This is a genomic window from Bradyrhizobium sp. USDA 10063, assembly GCF_054063735.1.
Genome location: NZ_JBSSGP010000002.1, coordinates 8,675,544 through 8,696,561 on the forward strand (window position 1 = coordinate 8,675,544; position 21,018 = coordinate 8,696,561).

A 21,018-nucleotide genomic window follows, 5' to 3' on the forward strand; every position below is an offset into this window, starting at 1 on the left:
CGAAGCAGATCATGTTTCTGTTGGTTGGGCCAGCCGTCTGGGCGCTGCACCTGACGGCGATCTACGGCGCGCATGCCCTTCTCTGCGCGCGTGGAATTGCCGCCGATACTGCCACTGCTGTGATCATGATCGCCACCGGCGTAGCGCTCATTGTTCTGATGTCCGGCGCGGGCGCGGCATGGCTCAAGTTGCGCAGGGGTGGCGCTGAGACTGCCGCATCCTCCTTCCAGGCGAGTGTCATGAGTCTGTTGGCGGTGCTGTCCGCGATCGGCATCGCTTGGGCTGGCGCGACAGCTTTGTTTGTGACGCCGTGCGTCGCCTTGCGCTGACAAAAGGCTATGGAGAGTCCCTTTGCAGGAGCGGAAGCATTCCTCCGAGCATCGCCAGCGTGCCTGAGCGGAACTCAGCAGGATCGCCTGCGGTAGACTGCGCCGCGTCATCCTGCTCCGGTGTCACCGTCGCTGCGGAAGCGTGTCAAATCGACACGGATTGCCGCTGCATCAGCGTGCTCCGCCGTCGCATAGGGCAGGCCATAGTAGGTGGCACCTGCGTTCCACCGCTCCACGGGATGTTCGGGGAAGCCGAACGCGTAGGTTCCGCCACCGGCCTTGGAGTCTCGGGTGATCAAAACGGCTATCAGATCACCGGCACGTGTGAACACGGCATCCGAGACGTAGCCGTAGCCTTGGCCCGCCTGTAGGCGCGCATAGTCGCCGGTGACCTCTGTTACGGCAAACTCTTCCGGAAACTGTTGACCGTCGTTGCCGAAGATGCCGTACAGCGGGTGACCCGCCGGGTTGATATCGGCGATCAGCCGGCCAGGCAGTTTAGCGGCCTCCACGTGCTGCCATGGAATGCGGAACATGAACTCGCGCAGCGGCGTGCTTGGATCGCCCTCAACTATAACCGCCGTGATCTGTCCGTCCTTGCCGAGGATCAGATTGCGTACCGTGCCGAGATTATTGCCGGCTGCTGACGTGATCCGTTTGCCCAGCACTCGTGATGCCCGCCAACCCCGATACAACTTCTCCGCCGATAGCGGGACGATCTGGATCCTCTGTCGCTGCTCCTGACTTAATTCTGGCGCGCCGACTGGCTGATTCTGGGCTGCGCCGACTACCGCCGTTCCAGCGAGGAGAACTACTGTGGAAGCGAGAACGAGACTACGTATAATCATGAGTTCCCTCCTAGCCATGCTCGAGTCGAGCTTCAATCAGACACAGAATTCGCTACTGTCCCGGTGGCATGCTCGCCCGAGCTTGGCTGTGGGAGCGACCGATGCTCGCCGGGGCGGCCGCGGCTTCCGTCTATTTGCTGGATCCCTTTTCGCTTCCCGACGTTTGCTGCCGTCCGCTGTCGTCGGAAGAGACCATGGTGAACACGGTCATTGAGTGCGGCCCCAGGATCATTGTGACCGGATCTCCATCCTTGTCCTTCGCGCTTACCAGGAACGAGCCAGGCACCACCTGCACGTCTGTGAATCCCTGGTCCTTGAGCTTGTTGCGGATCTGCTGTGGCAGGCTCTGCGAACCTGCTTGCGCGCTCTGGCCGTCTGTCGCATTTTTGGCGTCGGATGCGGCGGTCTTGTCCTGAGCGTAGCTCGCCTGCGAGAAAGCGATCGACATTATTGCGGCTGCTGCGAGTCGTCCGTACATCTGTATCTCCTTTCATTGGCTTCGCTCGCCCTTGTCGACCCAACCAGAATCTTGCGCGCCTGTTTCTTCTGGCGTGCGTCGTTCGTTGCGACTGAATGGCGCACGAAGCAAGGCAATGCGCACTCAAGGAGACGCATGGTCGCGCGACCGTACATCACACTGTGCAGATGCAACGAACGCTTGGCACGCTAGCGGACCAACGTGGTGCTCCCGCCAAGAACACGACTAGCGTCCGTCGATCGCCTTCCAAAACAGGCTCTCTCCGTAATGCCTTTGCGTTCTCGCCGAGCCACGGCGAGCAATCGCCAGGTTGATCGCGGTAATCGCTTCTGGCGCACCTTGAGTGCTGGTCAGATCGAAGCTTGCGATTGGGAGATCTCATTCGATTTGATGCGCAGACCACCATCCCCGTGCAGACGGTCAATGAGTTTTGAGCGGGTCGAGCAGTGGACACCTGCGCGCCGCACGTGAGTCGCTTCGTCGTTGCGCCCTGATGCAGCTTCGGGACACATCAAGGGTAAGCACGACCGGCGCTCCGATGCGCCCGATCAGTAAGATGGTCGAATGAGCTTATAGCTGATCGTCTGCATGATGATCTTCCCACTGCGGATCACGAAGCTGTCGAAGCCGTCTTCGACCTTGTAGCGCTCCGATTCTGCTCTCCAGGCCAGAAACGCGTACTCGTCAGCCACTTTTGTTGTGGTGAACGTAAACGAAGCGTTGGGAAGCTGAAGGCCAAGGCGCTTGGCTGAGGTACGAATTGCATCGTGTCCCCGGAGCACCGCAAATTTGCACAACAGCACGATACCCGGCGCGTAGTTGTGTTGCAGGTCCTCCTCGAGCTTGGCTCCTGCGCGTAGTTTCAGGTGATCTTCAAAGACTTCTCGTGTGGTTCTTTCCGATGCTTCTGGCATGCAGCTAACTCCAAAGCAGCCAATCAGCCCTTCTGGGCAAAGCGATCAAGTCCTATAGTCAACCGACGGGCCGTCTCCACCGCGTCGGATATCACGAGGTGTTCCGGTGACGCGCAGCAGATTGATCCCGATCTCCATTGACCTGCGCAGTCTTGAGAATGCATCGCACCGCGGATCAAGATCCAAATGGCGTCTGCATTCCGTACGATAGCGTGCCAGGAATCGTAAGCACCCGTCGGTACGCACTCCCAAAACACTGTTGAGGAAGTTAATTTTCTGAAGTTGGGCGATCAGGGCACGGGACGTCTCAACGGGCAAGTCGAGCCCCCAGAGGCGGTAAGACTCGGTGTTCCTATTCGTTCGACATCAAGAACGGATAGCTGCCACAGCTCGCCCAGAAGACCGGTGCTGGCATCGACGACCTCGACACCGAGTGCGCTGCACGGACGACGGCAGAGATTGGGCGTGGCTCGTTCAAAGGATGATGGATATGGCTTTTGGACTAGGACTGATTATTGCGGCGCTAGGTCTTGTCTATCTCGGAATGCCGGATAGCGATGGCAACAGCCCGCGATTTCTCCGTTCTGGAGCGGCACGGGCTACTTACCCCGCCATCATTCTTGCCTTGTTTGGGTTCGGTGCTGCTGAGTTTGTGTTTTCGGCGATGCATTGACGCGATCTCTTGTGCCGAGAATGTCTCAGGCGTGTCCGCGTTCGAATTGGACATGAGCGGAGTGGACGAGTTTGGCCTTCTTCTTATGTGACCCGCATGAATCAATCTGAGCGATTCCGCATCAACGCGCAGAATTGTGAGCTATTGTCGGAGGAGGCGACCAGTCTTCCAGCTCGAAAGCGCTTTCGACGCATGGCACGGGCCTGGAACGCCTTAGCGAGGCAACAGGCGTGGCTGGATGGGGAGGTGGCGCCTTGTCAGCTCGAGGCTGGTGATCGGGCCGACCACGAGTAGCCACCCTGGCATGAACGTCTGACCTTTGGTTGACGTCTAAGTGGCGCACTTGTCGCGCAGTAAAGGTACGACCTGCTGCTGACAGGGGTTCGCGTCGCCTCGCTGTCGGCCGGAGATGGTTCGATAGCGCGGAACGAAGATGTGGCGAATCCATCTGCGACGTGTGATCGCAGACAACACGCAGGAACGGGGCTGTTAGCATTGCATTGCTTTGGGGAACGTCCACAGAGCAATCGAAGAGGAGTCGTCGATGAACCGAGTTTGGATAGCACTCGCAGCGACCACGCTGATTGTACCAGCGTACGCTCAAGCCCCCGCGCAACAGGAGTCCAAACAACCGCAGTCCAAAGTCGAAAGCGCATCGGAAGTACGTGTCAGCGCGGCGACAAAGGATTTCGTCGAACATGCTGCAGTTGGGAACATGTATGAAATTCAATCGAGCAGGTTAGTGCTCGACAAAGTGCACAATCGGGAGTTTCAAGATTTCGGAAAGAGAATTGTCGATGATCACACCAAATCAACTGATGAGCTCAAGTCGATCACACAGCCCGTGACTGGCCTGGAGCTTCCGACGGACCTTGACGACAAGCACAAGAAGATGATCGATCAATTGCGATCCGCGTCAGCCACTGAGTTGGCGCCGCAATTTAAGTCGCAGCAGATCCAGGCGCATCAGGATGCCATCAAGCTCTATCAGGATTTTGCCGCTCGGGGCGACAATGCGCGCCTGCGCCAGTTCGCCGAATCTACATTACCGACATTGAAGGAACACTTGCGTCTGGCCCAGGACCTGCCGGACAATCCGCAGATTGCGCAGGAGACAATGCGCGACAAGGCTGGCGCGGTGCAAGCGCAACGAAAGCCGGCCGATCAACGTCGAGCCGAATCCGCGAGCGAGGCACAAGGCGGACAGGCGAACGCTATCATCGCGCAACCGGGTGCGAACCACATGCTCGGATCGAAGCTGCGTGGTACCACCGTGTACGGTTCCAATGATTCGAATGTCGGCGAAATCAATGACATCGTGCTAACGACTGATGGCCGAGTGGCTGCAGTGGTTGTAGGGGTTGGCGGCTTTCTTGGAATTGGCGAAAAGAACGTCGCAATCCCGTTCTCCAAGATTGATATCCGTGAATCGCGTGGCTCTACAACAGGCATGGCAAGCCAGGACCGGCAGAATCAGCCCTCCGGCGGGCCTCTCGAGCCACAGCGCATCTACTTGCGCGATATGACAAAGCAGGAACTCGAACAAGCGCCCAGCTTCAAGACGGGAAGCAAATAGGGAACCCAGGTGCGCGGGCCATAGGTGATCGCAACTCTCGCCCGTGGGGCCACCTTGGGATTAGGTTGCCCCGCGGTGCCTCAGGTCTGCAGTGATTCGTCACCTGACGACCCAGCTCGCTCCTGCTACGTCCAACCTTTATGCCGCTTGTTGCAAGAGGTGCGGGACAGCACCCTCTTTGGTCGGTTTGCTGCTTTCGTGCGTTATCAAACAGAACGCGCGATAGAAAAGGACAATCCCCTGGGCCCGCAGAATCTCGACTGGCTGTTCTTTCGTCGCCTCCTGCAGGTCGCTGCGGTGGTCGGCCTTGTGGTGTTGATCTGGCAGCTGACATTCATACTGCTGCTGGTCTTCGCCTCGATTCTTGTTGCCACGCTGTTAAGCGGTCTTGCTGACGCCTTGATGCGTCATGCCTCTCTGACGCGACGCTGGGCCCTTGCCGCGGTCATTGTGGGCTTTGCCCTTCTAGCGGTCGGGTTTCTGGTGCTGTTCGGTGCCCGCCTTACGACGCAGCTGATAAACGTGTTCGAGCGCGCGCCCGGTGCGATCGATGCCGCCGGCGAGTGGATGGGCATATCGAATGCCGCGGATCGCGCGACCCAGGCACTGACACAGAGCGGCGTGCGTCACTTCTCGCAAGCGGCTACAGCCGGATACGCACTGCTTGGTGGGGTGGGACAGTTGCTGCTGGTCGTGATCGGCGCGATATATTTGACGGCGAATCCTTTGCTGTACCGCGATGGCTTTGCAAAGCTCTTCCCGATCGCTATGCAGGAGCGCATAGTTGAGACTATGGGCACAGTGGCTTCCGCACTGCGCCTATGGTTCGTCGGCCAGTCTTTGTCGATGCTACTGGTCGGCACCATGTCGGCGCTTGCCTTTTGGCTCATCGGGCTACCTATTCCCCTCGGGTTGGGTGCCATTGCCGGCGTCACGAACTTTGTCCCGATTGTGGGGCCGATACTTGGTTCGATGCCGGCGGTACTATTTGCGTTTACGATCGACATTGGAACGGTTGCCTGGGCGACCGCTGCTATCGTCCTCATCCAGCAGATCGAGGGCTACATAGGAACGCCTCTGATCCAGCGGCAGGTCGTGGCTCTTCCACCCGCGCTACTGCTGTTCTCTCTGGTTGCGCTTGGTGCTCTGTTTGGCTGGCTCGGGATCATCCTGGCGGCACCCCTGACCGTAACGGTGATGGTGCTCGTACAGAAGCTGTGGGTGCGCGGGGTCATCGGCGAAAAGGTCAACGTGGTCGGCGAAGCGGTACGGCGCCGGTGAACGGTCCCCATCAAAGCCAACGTAACTTCGCTTGAGAGCAGGACTCTCTCAGCACAGTGGGCGTAGCGGTGAGTCAATCCGGGCTTTCAGGACGGCAGTGAGCGCGAATGTTGCCGAAAAAGGAGACTTGTCGGCTCCACAGCCGAGCTGTTGCGCAATATCGACGCTGAAAGCCGAAGTTCGGTAGGCTCTGAGCCTGATTTTTTCGCATCGCGCATCAATGACAGAAGCAGCCCACAGGGGAGCGAAAATTGCAAAGTCATGTTCATTCTGCGGAGGCGGCAAGAGGTAACACACGCGAATTCCTCCGATACTGCAACGGTCCCGTCCACACGTTATCAGGGGTCCGGGTCTATCGAGGTGGGTCCAAATCACGTCATTGGCCCTCCTGGTCAGTCACCGTGTGATGGTGTCGGCGAGCTTTGGTTTAACAGGGACGAGGCCATGACGAATGCCTTGAACTCGCCGGAGATGGCGGCGGCCGCCGAGACGCCGGGAACGTTCTGGACATGAGCCGGACCGGCCTGGTCCTCGTTGAGGAGAAGATCGTCGCGTGATTTCTGGTCTGGCAAGCCGTTCAGGAGGGCTGCTGGGCCCGCTGGCTGCGCCGACCGGATCGGGTCGGCTAAGCGAGGGGCGGGCGGCTCCGATTGCGCGGAGACCATCTCTCGACGGCGCGAAAGATCTGCCATTCGTCCGGAATGCCTTTCAGGGAACAAGCGCCAAAATTCTCGAACCTGATGTCAGAGCCCGCGACCAGGTCCTTCACGGTGCGCGAAACGAGGACGTCATCGGCGCAACCGAGATCGGCGACGCGCGAAGCGATATGCACGGCGATCCCGCGCAGGTCGCCATCGGTCAGCTCAACCTCGCCTGTGTGCACGCCGATGCGCACCGGCACATCCAACCGCCGCAACGAATTGCGAATTGCGCAGGCGCAATGAATCGCCCGTGCAGGACCATCGAAAGTGGCCATAAAACCGTCGCCAAGCGTCTTAACTTCCATCCCCCGGAAGTTTGAAAGCTCCTGACGTACCGTCTTGTTGTGGGCTTCAAGGATGCTGCTCCAAGCGAGATCGCCTCGCGAGCCTGCGCGCTCCGTCGAACCGACAATGTCGGTAATCACGACGGTGGCGAGCACGCGATCGGTGACAGTTGACGACCGTGACCCCGTCAGGAATTCCTGCATCTCCGCGAGGATCCAGTCGCCGGCATCGAGGAAGAGAAGGTGGTCCGTTCCTGGATGCTCAGCCAGCCGCGCATGGGGGATGCCGGCCGCCAACTCGCGCCCGCCTTCGATGCTGATCAAGGTATCGTCCGTCAGGTGGAGAACCAGCGTCGGAACTTGAATGGAATGAAGAATTCCGGAAATGTCGATCTCACGATTCATGCGCATCAGCGCTATTGCGGCAGACGGGCTGGCGCCGAGCCGCTCGAACTTTCCCCACCAGTGCTGCAGCGCCGTGTCATCGGACTTGGAGGGGGCGAAGCTTGGCAGACTCGCGCCGCTGCCCCAGTGTTCGTCGATGTAGCTGATCAGAGCGTCGAAACCTTCGTCGTTCGCTATCCAGTGGAGGAAACGCGCAAATGCTCCATAGAGAATGAGCGAGTGGGTCCTCTCAGGATGACTGGCGGCGAAGAGTGCCGCGAGCGAGCCGCCTTCGGATATGCCGAACTGGACCGCGCGCTCGATGCCGACAGCATCCATGACAGCGCGCACGTCATCCATTCGCTCGTCCATGGCGGGCAGGTTCGCAACACGGTCCGACAAGCCGGTGCCCCGTTTATCGAACAGGATGACGCGACAAAAACTGCCTAGTTTGCTGAGCCAGCGGGCAAAGCGCGGCTCGTCCCAGTAGTTTTCGATGTGAGAGACGAATCCTGGCGCCATCACGAGGTCGCGGCCCTCGCCGAAGACCCGGTAGGCAACGTAGACGTCGCCGCTCTTGGCATAATGCGTAGTGGGCTGTCGAATACCTCCCTCGGATTGCTTCATGCGTTCCCTTGATCTCAGGCTAGCACTGCGTCCGCCCCGGGGCTGCGAACACCAATGGTGTACGCCTTCCTTGTGCCTTGGCAGAGGCCTGATTTCGTCGCAGGCTCAGCCTCGCTTCTCGCCCGAATTTTGCATGCACAGCTGGCAGCCTGACCCCAAGTCGTGCAGAAATCGGGCCGCCGCTCGAATGGACCGGGATATCGTGTTGGCCCGCCTCCTCAGAACTAGAAGGCCAGCTTCGAGTACATAGGCCTTGATCGCCCCGATCTGCGCGGGCCAGGAGTTCCGCTCGGCTTCCCACGACGGATACTCTATGAAACGCGTTTCACGCCGGGTGGCTGCCACATTCCCTTGCCGATCGGCAGAATCGAAGGCGGTTCGGTTTTCGGCCAGTACAGGCGCAGCGCCAATAGCATCGGTCCGTCTGCAGCAGGCAGCCAGTTGGCCTTTCTATCAGCGGCTGGTGATGTGTGCTGGATGAAGATCGTTAGCGCTTCATTCGCATTTGTCTTCATCGTCGGGAGCATTGAAGAATTGATCAGGTAGCGATTGATCGAATTTCTGATCAGTAGCCCGGATTTGCTGTCATACATGGTCAGGGACCAAAACGCGTTCACCGGCGGCAACCGGTCCTCCAAAAAAGTTAGCGTGTAATCATGTTTGCTGCCGTCCAATGGCTCCCCATCCTCGTCGACTTGAGTAAACAGAAAAACCGCCTCTGCGGGGTCGTTGCCGTAAAAATCGGTCTTTGCTGCGGCAGCACGCAGCAGCCAATCGCCGTCGTAGAAGGCGCTATCGCCGAAATGCGCAGCAATACGCCATCCGTTCACAACAACGTTCGCATCGGCGACAGCTCGATCGATTTTGCGGTCACCTGCTCGAATTCCCAAGGTGATCGCGAGCTTTTCTTTCAGCGAGAGATCCCAGAAGTCGAACGTCGTACCTGGCCCGACGCCCAATCTCGCAAGGTTTGCGTGAGCGTCTGCCTCGATGAATTGACTTGGCGCAAACTGCAAAGAAAATGCCAGGTGCTGAAAGAAGTTCTTCCTCAAGTGCTTCTTTCTGATCCACTGAAACTTGATGGTCGGGGCGGGTGGGGGTGCAGGTTGTTGCCTGTTCTTGGAAAGCATCTCCAATCTGTATCCGGCTTGGACTTTCCTGACATTCTCGATATCATTCGGGCTAAAGAGCTGTGTACGGTAGAATGCAATTGAAAATTGGGTGCTCGAGCGGAATACCTTCTTGATGGCGGATGGGATTTCGCCGTTCCAGCCAGGCCCAACAACCATGTAATCGCCAGCTTGGTTACCGGTGGTACGGGATCCTATGTAGCCGTAGTTGTAGAAGTTGCCATCGCGCAGCATGATCGAGTAATAGCGCTCGGTGCTAACCGCAGGAACGGAGAGGACGATCGGCTCAGCCCGCAGGTCCATCCAGACCAGCGAGCAAGCTGTATCGTTATTGGGCAGAACGACAGCCGTGTTCCTATAGGTAAAAACGCGGTCTTCATTCTTCATCCGATTGAAAGGCGCCTTGAATTGCCCCGAGCGACGGTCGACTGCGCACTCGTACATCATGGCGTAGCTCATCACGATAGGCAGACCATAGACGAACCCTGCCTGGGCGGCCGCCCTTGTCGCGAGAAAGCCGTAGCGCTCCGTCTGTGCCAATGCTGGTGCAGACTTGCAGGTGGATACGATTGCAGCCAACGCAGCAGTGTGAAAAAGCTCACGTCTGGTGAACATAGGAGGCCTCCCGCAGGTCGTTTCGCTAGCAAAGCTGCGCGAGCAGCACGGAACATTCATATAGTGCCGGTGCCCGTAACTCATGGAGCTGGGTCATTGATGAAAGTTGGTGCGAAGCTGTATTAAAAGGCATTGTCCGACGAGTCATATCAGGCCGACAGGATAGCGGTGATGCGCGAACATCGCACCTTGTCGAATATCAGCTGCAACACATCGCTGCAGAGAGAGCTCTGATGGGAGTCTCTCGACCGCATTTGAAGCTCCAGCCAGCATTTCCAACCGATGCCGGGGCGGAGCATCGCTGTTGGGTTACGTGGTGACAGGCGGCTAGCCAAGCATAGCTGGCTTGCTAACAAAAGGCGGCATCGCCAATAAGCGCAATACGCCCTCGTGTCCTGCTATGCCGGCTCTCGAGATCAATACGGTCTTCGCTCGCATACACGCGAATCCAACTCCACCAGAGTCGACGCCGCGACCTGCCTTTTCCTGCCAATCGTGGAACGCTCAGCGTGAGCTTAGTGCATATGCCACGAGCGAATCGCCGACGGGCGTCTCCATGAAGTGGTGCCCGCCCGCCATCACCACGACGTATTGACGGCCGTTCACTTCGTAGGTCATCGGCGTCGCTTGGCCCCCGGCCGGAAGCGTGTCGCTCCAGACGGTCTTTCCGCTTTCGATATCAATAGCCCGGATCAGATTGTCTGTTGTTGCAGCGATAAAGATCAAGCCTCCGGCGGTGACCACCGCCCCGCCGTTGTTGGGAGTGCCGATCCGAATGGGCAACATGGATGGAATTCCGAACGGACCATTCGTGCGGGCTTGTCCGAGTGGGCGATCCCACAGCGTCTTGCCGCTTTTCAGGTCGATGGCACGGATGCCACCATATGGCGGCTGCTTGCAAAGCAGACCAGTCCCCGGCAAACGCCAGCCCGCATTCACATTAATGGCATAGGGTGCGCCGATTTGCGGATCCCCAGCCCCCTCGGGTCCGCCGATTTCTCCCCGCGCCTGGTCGCGCGGCGTCCAACCTCTTCGATTAGCCTCGTCTCGCGGCACCAGCCGGTTGTAGTTCGGCATGTCATTGTAGTTGGCGATCAGCACACCGCGAGTGGGGTCGACAGCAATACCGCCCCAGTCGGATCCGCCATTATAGCCGGGGTACTGGATCCAGTGCGGCTCGGTGGTTGGCGGGGTAAAGATGCCGCGATAGTTCGCAAGCCGAAATTGTATCCGACACACCATCTGATCGATCGGCGACATGCCCCACATGTCACGCTCGGTCAGGTCAGCCTGGCGAAGCGTATGGTAAAGCGAAAATGGTTGGGTCTTGGCGCGTTGCTCGGGTTCGACTCCGCCCTGCGGCACTGGCCTCTCTACGATTCCGATGAGGGGCTTACCGGTGCGGCGATCGAGCACAAAGATGTCGCCGCGCTTGCTTGGCAGAACGAGCGCAGGGACAGACGTGCCATCTGTGAGTGGAAAGTCGACCAGCGACGCCTGCGATCCGAGATCGTAGTCCCAGACGTCGTTATGAACGGTCTGAAAGTGCCACACCGGTTTGCCGGTTGTGACATTAAGCGCGACGAGGGACGTCGCGAACTCCTTCTCGATTTCCGAGCGGCTGCTGCTCCAGTAATCGACCGCCGACACGCCGAGCGGAAGATAAACCAATCCGAGTTGTTCGTCGCCGGACGCCGTGGTCCACATGTTGGGCGTTCCGCGCGTATATGTCTCGCCGACTGGAGGAGGGACGCTCATGTCGGGTTTGGCCATATCCCACGCCCAGCGCAGCGCGCCGCTGACGGCGTCGTAGCCCTGAATCACTCCTGAAGGCGCATCACGCTTCTGTCCATCGAGCACCTGATGCCCTACGACGATGACCCCACGTACGACGGTCGGAGCCGACGTGATCGAAAACATGCCTGGATCATGTTCACCGATGCCGATGGTCGTATCGACCTGCCCGCCGTACCCGAAGGAAGGGCAAGGTTGACCGGTCTTGGCATCGACCGCGATAACGCGCGCGTCGAGTGTGCCCTCAATGATCCGCGTCGCGCAGAGCTCGGAGGCCTTCGCGTCAGGTACCGCGTAATAGGCAACGCCGCGGCAAGCCGCTGTATAGGGAATATTGACATCCGGTACCTGCGGGTCATAGCGCCATTCTTGCTTCCCGCTCTGTGGATCGACCGCAATGAGAATGTTCTTTGGAGTGCAGAGATAGAGCAAATCGCCGACCTTCAGCGGGGTCGTTTCTGCTCCGTAAGTGCCTCGGGTATCGTCATTTGGGAGGTCGCCGGTATGAAATGTCCAGACCTTCGTGAGATTCGCGACGTTGCTGTGGTTGATCTGGTCGAGTGGGGAATAGCGCCGCGCGCTGTTGCTGCCGCCATAGACGGGCCAGTCCGCGCCCGTTCTCAGCAGAGATGGGTCAGCCATCTTCACGTCTGGCGAAGGAACGTTCGGCTGCGCGGCCACGGCTCCATTCGATGGCGCGAACATGATGAATGCTGTTCCCAACAACAGCAGTACGCCGGCAGTTATCGTGGCCGGAACCTCGAACGCGTATCGAAAGGCGCGCAACTTCGGGGTAAGCGCCATAACGCAAATCAGAAGTAGGGCGGGTCCTACCGTCCTGGGTACCAGTGCCCAAGCGTTATTTCCGACCTCCCACCAAGCCCAGATGACTGTGAGCAGGAAAAGCAGCAGGTATAGCCAGGCCCCCTCTGCGCGGCGGCGTAAGAGCAAATAGCCCGACGCAATCAGGGCGACGCCCGCCGGCAGATAGTAAAAGGATCCGCCAAGCGCGACCAACCATCCCCCTCCTATCGCTAGGACCGCGCCGGCCACGATCATTACACTTCCTAACGCGAGGGCCCCCCAATCGGCCAGAGACTTGTCTCGGAGCATGATGACACCTCATTCCTTGGTGGCATGTCGCCCGTGGGTGTAGTCCTGAGCAGAACGGTCAGGATTCCGGTGTGAGACCTTTCACGTATTGCTCGAACGCGCTTGGGCCGCCTAACGTGTCCTCTTACGGACAGGGGTGACGCTGTCCGTCATAGCCCAGATATGTTCCCGACCGCGGATCATACGATTTGAATCGCCGCGAACAGTATGCGTCGTTTTCCAGAGCCTGGGCGCGACTGTTGGCAATAGCTCCTCCGATCGCTGCACCTGCTGCAAAGCCGCCGATAGCCGGTCCCCAGCCATAGTGCCGCTGATACCGGTATCGCCAGCCATCATAATGCCGCCCGTAATGCCAGCCACCGCCTCGCCAGCCGGCGGCCACGACATGGCCCGCATCTCTCACACCGCCTTGCGTTTGCACCGTCAGCGGAGCTGTCGACCCTGCCCCGGCGCTCAACAAGGACGCGACGAGGCCGATAGCCGCGATGCGCAAGCTGCGATTGAATTTCATGTGCTATCTCCGTTGTCGTTCACTGCATGCGACCAATTCGCAGGCGCTCAGCCGGTTGCAACCAGCGCCGGTACAGATGCGTACGGATGTGAAAAGAACGGTCAGCTCCAAGCGCGCGACTGTTGCGGCTCGTTGATATCAAGATCAAAGATGGGGCTCACCACGATAGCCGAATGGACAAGAATGGGCGGGAACGCCGCGACGATGGAGACACTGCGCTAGACTCATCTGTTCGACGATGACTTATTCACGCCATTAGTATCAGGAAAGCCCGCAGAGGCCGTCAGGAATTTCCTGACGAGACGACGCATTGAGAAGACCATTAAGAGTGCGAGAATACGATTAAACTAGGAGAGGTATAGATCGAGTACTATGATTTCTACCATCGCACTGGCAATTCTAGTCATCATCATGGCGCTCATCTATATCGCCGGACAGACCTATTGTGACGCTTCCACCCGTTGGCGAATCAATCCTGCGCAGCTGTTCTACTCGCGGATAGTTCTGATCTGCTTAGGTTTTGGAGTGGCCGCGCTGCTAAACTCATTCCCGAACTAACCAACGGCTGGCTTCGATTCTCAAAAAAGAGGAGCGGCCACGCCGACGTCCTTGATCGTCCCATGGCCGAGGTCAATTCTTCGGCAAATGCTCAAGCCAGCCCTGTGACACACCGTAGCGTACGATGTCGGCCCGCGTAAACAGTCCGAGTTTTTCTACAGCCCGGGATTTGTGCGTTTCGACCGTCTTGATACTGACATCGAGGCGCGCGGCGATTTCCTTGTTACTAAACCCCTGGGCGATGGAACGCAGGACGTCGGTCTCGCGGGGCGTCAGTTCGAGCTGAGCAGCTCTACCCGGTGAAAGATGTTCCCCGGAGCCGGAGGGGAGAGCTTTCTCGGCAATAGCAGGATCAAGGTAAAGCCCACCACCGGCGACCGCGCGGATCGCGCGCACCAGTTCGTCCGCAGCCGAGCGCTTCAGAAGGTAGCCGCGCGCTCCGGCCTGCATCATCGGCTGTACGTAGGCACGGTCCTCATGCACCGTCAGGGCCAATAGCCGAACATTCGGGAAATCAGCCGAGATTCTTCGGGTGAGTTCGATCCCGCCGAGACCCGGTAGCGAGATGTCCAGGACAGCGATATCGGGCTTCGCCTGACTGATGATCTCTATTGCAGCTTGCCCGTCAGTCGCTTCGCCCACAATCATGATGTCCTCGACCGGTTCGAGCAGCGCCTTCATGCCGGCCAGCACCAGCGGATGATCATCAGTCAGGGTAATGCGGATAGAGTTCACGGGTCGGATTCCCTTCCACCCAGCGGCACCATCATGAAAAGCGTCGTACCGTGCGTCGGCAGAGACTCGATGGTGAGCGATCCTCCCAACAGCGCCAACCGTTCTTCTATAACAGACAGGCCGAGCTTTGAATTCCTAAGTTCAAGACGCCCCAGCTCCTGCGTGTCAAAGCCACAGCCGTCATCTTCAACTATGATCCGGAGCTCGTGGTTCCGACGATCCAGCACAATGCTGACGTTTCGGGCGCTGGCATGCTTTACAACATTGTTGAGCGCTTCCTGAATGGCGCGATATACGGCGATCTCTGCATCAGGGGCCGGTCTCTCGATACTTCCCAGAACCTGTAGATCGACGTTCACTCCGAAGCGCCGGCTCCATTCGGAGCAGTACGCTTCGAGCGCCCTGTAAAGCCCCAGGTCGTCCAGTGCGGCGGGCCGGAGATCGGCGGCGATCTGATGAATATCGCGGCCGATCGCACTTGCGAGACTTTGGAGCCAGTGCAGCTTTTCAATGCGCGCTGAGCGGGCCGGCATGTCCCCAAGCGACTGCTCAAGATTCTTGAGGCCGAGCAGCAGGCCAGTCACCGTTTGCCCGATTTGATCATGCAACTCGCGCGCAATTCGCCTGCGTTCATTCTCCTCAGCTTGTCCAAGGCGCCTCAGCAATTGTTGGCGTTCCAGTTCCGCCCGCTTGCTCTCGTCGATGTCCAGGAGGACAGAGAAAACCGAGTCGGAAGCTGAGTGGTTAAGACGCGATATGCGACCGCTTGCTCGCAACCAGCGACCGTCCGGCGGAGCAGTCCGGAAATCGGCCACAACAGCTTTGCCGTCACGACACAGAAGGAAGGACGTCTCGAAGGCCGCGCGATCGGCCGGATCGATGCTGGCCAGCAACCGATTGAAAGACAAGCTCGTTTCGCCCGCACCAGAAGTCGCTTGCAAACGAAGCATTTCCAACGCTCGCGCGGAGGCGACCACCTCGCCGGTCCTGAAATTCCAGCTGAATACGCCGAGATCGGCTGCATCGATCGTAAGTCTCCGCCGTTCTTCGCTTGCCTTGAGCGCGAGAGCGGCCTGCGCCTCTTGTTCTTTGCGGCGCTGCGATATGTCCCGGGCCGTAAACCACACCAGCGCCAGTGCCAATGCCAGGCTGACCGCACCGCCACCGGCAAGGAATACGGCCGAACGCCGAACCGGTGCATCGAGTTGATCGGTAGGAATACCGAGATGTACGGACCATCCGCTCGTACCGGGAAGCTCCTTGTAGATCGAATCAACTTGATGTCCTTCGAGAGTCGTTCCGATGTAAGCTCCCTCGGGCCCGCGAGCGATTGCTTCGCGCACAGACCGGCTCGCCGGACGCCCCAGCTCGAATGGTTCTCCTACAGTTCGCGCGACGATGTTGCCCTTTGCGTCAACGACAACGCCGATCCAACCGGGAGGGGCGCCAGCGCCCTTCAATATTTGGCTCACTGCGTCGGGAACGAGTGCAATCGTGAGAACGAATTTGAGTTCGTCGTTGCGTTCGACCGGCGCCCGGAGAGCAACCAGGCGCTTACCCGAGATCGGTCCGAGCGGGCCTATTCCACCTATGGCCGCCTTGCGCGTCCTCAGTATTCTCTCGAAGTTCTCGCGATCAGCTGTCGCACCGAGGTCAGCGCCAATCGGGCGAAGCAAATTGAGGACCTGATTGCCTTCGGGATCGACAAGTTCGATTGTCTCCCACAGGGGTCGTGCTTCTTTGACGCGCAGAGCCTCGAGATAGAACGAGCTCAGGTCCGGCTTGTCCAGTGTTGCCGAGGCTGCGAGAGTTTCAGCGATCTGGACCTGCAAACTCAGCTCTGATGAGAGACGGGTCACGACCCGATCCAGCGTTTCGAACGCCGCAATCCGGGAATCATTACGTTCCTGCCGAGCGTTCAAGAACACGACCCATCCTGCGAACAAGACAAGGGGGATTGCCGCAGCCATCACCAGCAGGATCAGGGGACGTCGTGCTGCACTCTTTGCCATGCTTGCCACGGATACTTCGGACCCACTCATCTTGCGACCAGACGTACTCCTCCTTGAATGCATTGGCTTCTTCAATCGTAGCATGCGGCGAACCCGGCCTGCCGAGGGCGAGGGTCAGGTTTTTCCTGACGGGTCCTGACTCTTAGCCCGACTGCCGATAGCGGCCACCTGGCCCCAACCTTGAGGCAAAACCAATACCGCTTTCCAGGAGATAATTATGTTGAGGCTCGATCACACGGTAGAAGCAAGAACGAGGAATCAAGAGGGGATTGGTGCGCCACTGAGAGCACCTCACCACCCGTGGACCGGCGAGCCGGGTTGCTCAAACGCCAACGATCTCGTCAGACGCCTCTCGCCGCAATCACGCAGCCAACTGCTTAGCCGTTGCGAAACAGTCCGCTTGCTTCCGCGGCAAATGCTGCAGGAGCGGGGGGTTGAATTGCGGTTTGCCTATTTCATCGAGGCTGGCGCCGCTTCCCTCACCGCCCGAGCGGGCGATTGCCCGCCGGTTGAGATTCATACATTGGGCCAAAAAGATTTTGTAGGTCTACCCCTCATTCTTGGAATGCGGGTTTCTCCGCATCGCTGCACAGTGCAGGTCGCGGGACAAGCATTGCGCTTGCCAGCCGACGATATCGTGCACCTTGTCAAAACCAACGTCGAAATTCAGAAGCTTCTTTTGGGATACGTGCAAGCAACGTTGATACACAGCTCACAGCTCGTTGCGTGCAATTCGCGGCATAACCTAAACCAGCGTCTCGCGAGGTGGCTGCTGGTAACGAAGGATAGATTAGGGTCCAGTGAGATTGCTCTTACGCATCGCGCGATGGCGCAGGCACTGGCAGTACGCCGCGCTGGGATCACGACGGCCATTGGGGAGATGGAGCAAGCGGGTATGATCCGGCGAACCCGCGGAAAGACCGTTATTGTCGACGAGGGGCGCCTCGAACGGGCATCCTGTGATTGCTACCATGTGATTCGATCCGCTCACGATCGTTCGCTCAATTGGCCTCCGGCGATTCGGATTTCTCATTCGTAGATGACAGAAATGTTCCTTGCCAGTCGGCAACTCTAGCACTTGGAAGCGTATACAAGGAGAACAACATGAAAGCCATTACGCAAAGCGCCATCGCTCTCATTGCCGCAATGACGCTGGTCTCATCCATAAGCGTCGCTACCGCGCAAAAAAAGTATGACACAGGCGCATCCGACACTGAAATCAAGATCGGCAATATAATGCCCTACAGTGGGCCAGCCTCAGCCTATAGCGTCATCGGTCGCACTGAAGCTGCGTATTTCCGAATGATCAACGAAGAGGGGGGCATCAACGGCCGCAAAATCAATTTCATTTCATACGACGATTCATACAGTCCACCAAAAACGGTCGAACAAGCAAGGAAACTGGTCGAGAGCGATGGTGTATTGTTGATCTTCAATTCGCTTGGGACGCCGACCAACAGCGCCATCCACCATTACATGAACCAGAAAAAGGTGCCGCAGCTGTTCGTAGCGACCGGCGCGACCAAATGGGCGGATCCAAAGGAATTTCCGTGGACGATGGGTTGGCAGCCGAACTACCAGACAGAAGCAAGGATCTACGCGCACTATATCCTTGACCAGAAGCCAAACGCGAAAATCGCCGTGCTGTATCAGAATGACGATTATGGCAAGGATTACCTGAAAGGTTTGGTTGAGGGGTTAGGCGACAAGGCGAGTATGATCGTCGCCAAAGACAGCTATGACGTATCGGAGCCGACGATCTCATCTCATATCGTCAATCTGCAGGCCAGCGGAGCCGACGTTCTCTTCACCGTCGCGACGCCGAAGTTTGCCGCGCAGACAATCCGAAAGGTGCGTCAGCTCGGTTGGGATCCACTTTTCATTCTCAACAATGTGAGCGCGTCTGTCGGCGCGGTTCTGGAACCTGCTGGATTAGAGAACGCCAAAGGGATCATCTCGGCCGCGTACATGAAGGATGAAACAGATGCCAAGTGGAGAAGCGAACCAGATTCAAAGCAATGGGCCGCATTTCTTGACAAATATATGCCGGACGCCGACAAATCCGACGCAGGCGTTGCTGTCGGCTATTCTGTTGCGCGAACGCTTGTTCACGTCCTCAAGATGTGCGGCGACGAATTGACGCGTGAGAACGTCATGAGGCAGGCCGCCAACCTGAAGGATTTCGATCCCGGATTGCTACTGCCCGGAATCAAGATCAACACTAGTGCTTCGGACTTTTCGCCAATTCAGCAGTTGCAACTGATGCGGTTCAACGGCACGTCTTGGGAGCTATTCGGGCCTATCAGGGGTGACGAGAGAAGCTCGTAGTAGCGTCGCCGGTTGACTGACGTAACCAGGCATCGTGGCGTGCTACTAGAACTAACTCGCGTGTGGCGTCTGTCCGGCCGGTGCCTCATTCTCAAGTAGGTTGGCGCAAAACGTGTCGCGGTCAATTCCCGCAGCGCAATCGTTGCGCATTGCCGATACGATCGTGCCGGTACGATCGTGGGCTATCGGGCGCGGCCGGTGATCGCAATAGAAAATACATCTCCTGCAACGTGATAGGGATCGAACAGTTGTCGTCAGTGACGCTGATGATAGCTCTGCTTTGGCTGTTCACACGCTGCACTCGGGACATATCGGTCGCGTTACCAGGCGGCCTTCAACCGCCAATCTCTCATGGACGTGTGCCGTGGCTGCCGAGGAGAAATGCAGAACGCCACTCCCATTGATACTGGACATGCTGGGCGCCTTTCTGAGCACAATTGTCCGTTGATCACAATTTCACGTATTCTCCGGCCGGATGGATCTTGTCCGACAGAACGACGAGATTGGTCCGGCAGTGCGCCAAGAACGATGGTTGCAGACCGCCAATTCAGCAGTTGAGCGGCAGGAGGGCACCGGAACAATCAGTCGATAATTCGGCCGGCGCTATTGAGACGGTGGATCGTGAGCCAGAACCTTGCCTTGAGGAGATAACGTTGTCCTTGGGGCCATGAGCATTTTGTGCGTCCGCGCACGCGTGGCGAAAGGAGGTGTCAGTTGACGTTTTCGCTCTTGGACCTAGGCGCCATTCTTCTGACGCTCTCCGCGCTGTTTGGATGGCTCAATCATAAGTTCAGTCCTCTGCCGCACACGATCGGCTTGCTGGTCATGAGTGTCGCCGTATCGATTGTTTTGGTGATTGTCGACGTCGCTGTACCAGGTCAGCATCTTTTCGAACCGTTGTCGGCGGCATTGTTGCAGATCGATTTCACGGCGGTCGTGATGAACGGAATGCTCGGCTTCCTGCTGTTCGCCGGCGCACTACACGTCGATCTCGACAAGCTGCGCAGCCGAGCTCTTCCGGTCATAGTACTGGCCTTGTTCGGCACAGTAATCTCGGCGGTCGTCGTGGGCAGCGCCTTTTATGTCGCCGCGCGAGCGATTGGGCTTTCCGTGAGCTTATCGTGGGCGCTGGTGTTCGGAGCTCTGATCAGTCCTACCGACCCGGTTGCGGTTCTTAGCACACTAAGGAACATCAGGGTGCCGGCCGGTCTAGAGGTCGAGATGCAAGGTGAATCCCTGTTCAACGACGGGATTGGCGTGGTTCTCTTTACTGTGCTGCTACGTTTTGCTTTGGGCGGAGGCCAAGGCACTACGCCAACCGGGATTGCCGAGCTTCTGCTGCTGGAAACGGGCGGGGGCATACTACTTGGTTTGATTACGGGCTACATTGCCTACCAGGGAATGCGGGCGATCGATGACTATGCAATTGAGGTGCTGATTTCGCTGGCTCTGGTGACAGGAACCTATGCGTTGGCGCTCCGTAGCCATGTGAGCGGCCCACTCGCCGTAGTCGCGGCGGGATTGCTGATTGGCGAGCGTGGTCCGCGCTATGCCATGAGCGAGCAGACTCAGCGGTACGTGTTCGGTTTATGGACGTTGATCGACGAGATCCTCAATTCCGTGCTTTTTCTGCTGATTGGTCTCGAAGTGTTCGTGTTGCGCTTCGAACCCTGGGCGCTGGTAGGAGCCGCGGCTGCAATTCCGATTGTTCTCGCCGGCAGGCTGTTTGCGGTCGGGCTGCCGCCGGTCTTTTTTGTGTGGACCGACTTGATGTCGGTCCACAATGTTCCATTCATGACATGGGCAGGCGTCAGGGGCGGCATATCCGTGGCGCTTGCATTATCGTTACCAGACAGCCCTGCTAGGCCTCCGATCTTGGCCGCAACATACGCGGTGGTACTTTTCAGCGTCGTCGTGCAGGGGACAACGCTCGGCACGGTTGCCAGACGAACCATTCGGACCGGAGTGAATGAGCCTCCAACCGAGGGGTAGGAAAATTGCCGATTGGTCGTGCATGTAGTTTTGGGACGCCATAGGAACATGGTCCCCACTACAGACGACCTCGTTATGCCATACGCTGCTTGCAGCCTCGTGATGGCGAACATCAGGATGGCTCAACCGATCGGG

17 protein-coding genes are annotated in these 21,018 nt (G+C 58.1%); 8 read left to right on the forward strand and 9 right to left on the reverse strand.

Annotated features, from left to right (window positions below):
* The first annotated feature begins 11 nt into the window (after window positions 1-11).
* Window positions 12-329, forward strand: coding sequence for a hypothetical protein (locus tag ACVJGD_RS42565; protein ID WP_456639662.1), 318 nt, complete (start codon window positions 12-14; stop codon window positions 327-329).
* 107 nt (window positions 330-436) lie between these two features.
* On the opposite strand, the gene ACVJGD_RS42570 is transcribed toward ACVJGD_RS42565, so the two are convergent.
* The 3 genes from ACVJGD_RS42570 to ACVJGD_RS42580 all read right to left on the reverse strand — a co-directional run bounded on the left by ACVJGD_RS42570 (window position 437) and on the right by ACVJGD_RS42580 (window position 2,569).
* Window positions 437-997 (reverse strand): PRC-barrel domain-containing protein, encoded by a 561-nt coding sequence (locus tag ACVJGD_RS42570; protein WP_456639663.1) that lies wholly within the window; start codon window positions 995-997, stop codon window positions 437-439.
* Window positions 998-1,307: 310 nt separating this feature from the next.
* Window positions 1,308-1,625 carry a hypothetical protein gene (locus ACVJGD_RS42575; protein WP_456639664.1) on the reverse strand — a complete coding sequence of 106 codons (318 nt, stop codon included), beginning with the start codon at window positions 1,623-1,625 and terminating at the stop codon, window positions 1,308-1,310.
* 578 nt (window positions 1,626-2,203) lie between these two features.
* Window positions 2,204-2,569: a hypothetical protein gene (locus tag ACVJGD_RS42580; RefSeq protein ID WP_456639665.1), complete on the reverse strand. Its 366-nt coding sequence runs from the start codon at window positions 2,567-2,569 to the stop codon at window positions 2,204-2,206.
* Window positions 2,570-3,059: 490 nt separating this feature from the next.
* Here ACVJGD_RS42580 and ACVJGD_RS42585 point away from each other — a divergent pair, with 490 nt between their 5' ends.
* The 4 genes from ACVJGD_RS42585 (at window position 3,060) to ACVJGD_RS42600 (ending at window position 6,612) form a co-directional block, all read left to right on the forward strand.
* Window positions 3,060-3,242: a hypothetical protein gene (locus ACVJGD_RS42585; protein WP_456639666.1), complete on the forward strand. Its 183-nt coding sequence runs from the start codon at window positions 3,060-3,062 to the stop codon at window positions 3,240-3,242.
* Window positions 3,243-3,786: 544 nt separating this feature from the next.
* Entirely contained in the window at window positions 3,787-4,818 is a 1,032-nt protein-coding gene (locus tag ACVJGD_RS42590; RefSeq protein ID WP_456639667.1) for a DUF4142 domain-containing protein, read from the forward strand.
* Window positions 4,819-4,977: 159 nt separating this feature from the next.
* The gene (locus tag ACVJGD_RS42595; protein ID WP_456639668.1) at window positions 4,978-6,099 is read left to right on the forward strand and encodes an AI-2E family transporter; all 1,122 of its coding nucleotides are present in this window, start codon (window positions 4,978-4,980) and stop codon (window positions 6,097-6,099) included.
* A 261-nt stretch (window positions 6,100-6,360) separates the two neighbouring features.
* The gene (locus tag ACVJGD_RS42600) at window positions 6,361-6,612 is read left to right on the forward strand and encodes an EthD domain-containing protein (RefSeq protein WP_456640565.1); all 252 of its coding nucleotides are present in this window, start codon (window positions 6,361-6,363) and stop codon (window positions 6,610-6,612) included.
* 112 nt (window positions 6,613-6,724) lie between these two features.
* On the opposite strand, the gene ACVJGD_RS42605 is transcribed toward ACVJGD_RS42600, so the two are convergent.
* From ACVJGD_RS42605 to ACVJGD_RS42630, 6 genes are all read right to left on the reverse strand, one after another.
* Window positions 6,725-8,095, reverse strand: coding sequence for an adenylate/guanylate cyclase domain-containing protein (locus tag ACVJGD_RS42605; RefSeq protein WP_456639669.1), 1,371 nt, complete (start codon window positions 8,093-8,095; stop codon window positions 6,725-6,727).
* A 311-nt stretch (window positions 8,096-8,406) separates the two neighbouring features.
* Complete coding sequence (locus ACVJGD_RS42610) at window positions 8,407-9,840, reverse strand: DUF1254 domain-containing protein (RefSeq protein ID WP_456639670.1); 1,434 nt, start codon at window positions 9,838-9,840, stop codon at window positions 8,407-8,409.
* A gap of 504 nt (window positions 9,841-10,344) precedes the next feature.
* The gene (locus ACVJGD_RS42615) at window positions 10,345-12,651 is read right to left on the reverse strand and encodes a membrane-bound PQQ-dependent dehydrogenase, glucose/quinate/shikimate family (RefSeq protein WP_456639671.1); all 2,307 of its coding nucleotides are present in this window, start codon (window positions 12,649-12,651) and stop codon (window positions 10,345-10,347) included.
* 220 nt (window positions 12,652-12,871) lie between these two features.
* On the reverse strand, window positions 12,872-13,258 hold the full coding sequence (locus ACVJGD_RS42620; protein WP_456639672.1) for a BA14K family protein: 387 nt from the start codon (window positions 13,256-13,258) through the stop codon (window positions 12,872-12,874).
* A 630-nt stretch (window positions 13,259-13,888) separates the two neighbouring features.
* Complete coding sequence (locus ACVJGD_RS42625) at window positions 13,889-14,551, reverse strand: response regulator (protein WP_456639673.1); 663 nt, start codon at window positions 14,549-14,551, stop codon at window positions 13,889-13,891.
* Complete coding sequence (locus ACVJGD_RS42630; RefSeq protein WP_456639674.1) at window positions 14,548-16,563, reverse strand: ATP-binding protein; 2,016 nt, start codon at window positions 16,561-16,563, stop codon at window positions 14,548-14,550. The genes ACVJGD_RS42625 and ACVJGD_RS42630 overlap by 4 nt, the downstream gene beginning before the upstream one ends.
* 217 nt (window positions 16,564-16,780) lie before the next feature.
* Here ACVJGD_RS42630 and ACVJGD_RS42635 point away from each other — a divergent pair, with 217 nt between their 5' ends.
* The 3 genes from ACVJGD_RS42635 to ACVJGD_RS42645 all read left to right on the forward strand — a co-directional run bounded on the left by ACVJGD_RS42635 (window position 16,781) and on the right by ACVJGD_RS42645 (window position 20,883).
* Entirely contained in the window at window positions 16,781-17,602 is an 822-nt protein-coding gene (locus tag ACVJGD_RS42635; RefSeq protein WP_456639675.1) for a Crp/Fnr family transcriptional regulator, read from the forward strand.
* 65 nt (window positions 17,603-17,667) lie between these two features.
* Entirely contained in the window at window positions 17,668-18,891 is a 1,224-nt protein-coding gene (locus tag ACVJGD_RS42640) for an ABC transporter substrate-binding protein (protein WP_456639676.1), read from the forward strand.
* 714 nt (window positions 18,892-19,605) lie between these two features.
* Window positions 19,606-20,883: a cation:proton antiporter gene (locus tag ACVJGD_RS42645; protein WP_456639677.1), complete on the forward strand. Its 1,278-nt coding sequence runs from the start codon at window positions 19,606-19,608 to the stop codon at window positions 20,881-20,883.
* The last annotated feature ends 135 nt before the right edge of the window (window positions 20,884-21,018 follow it).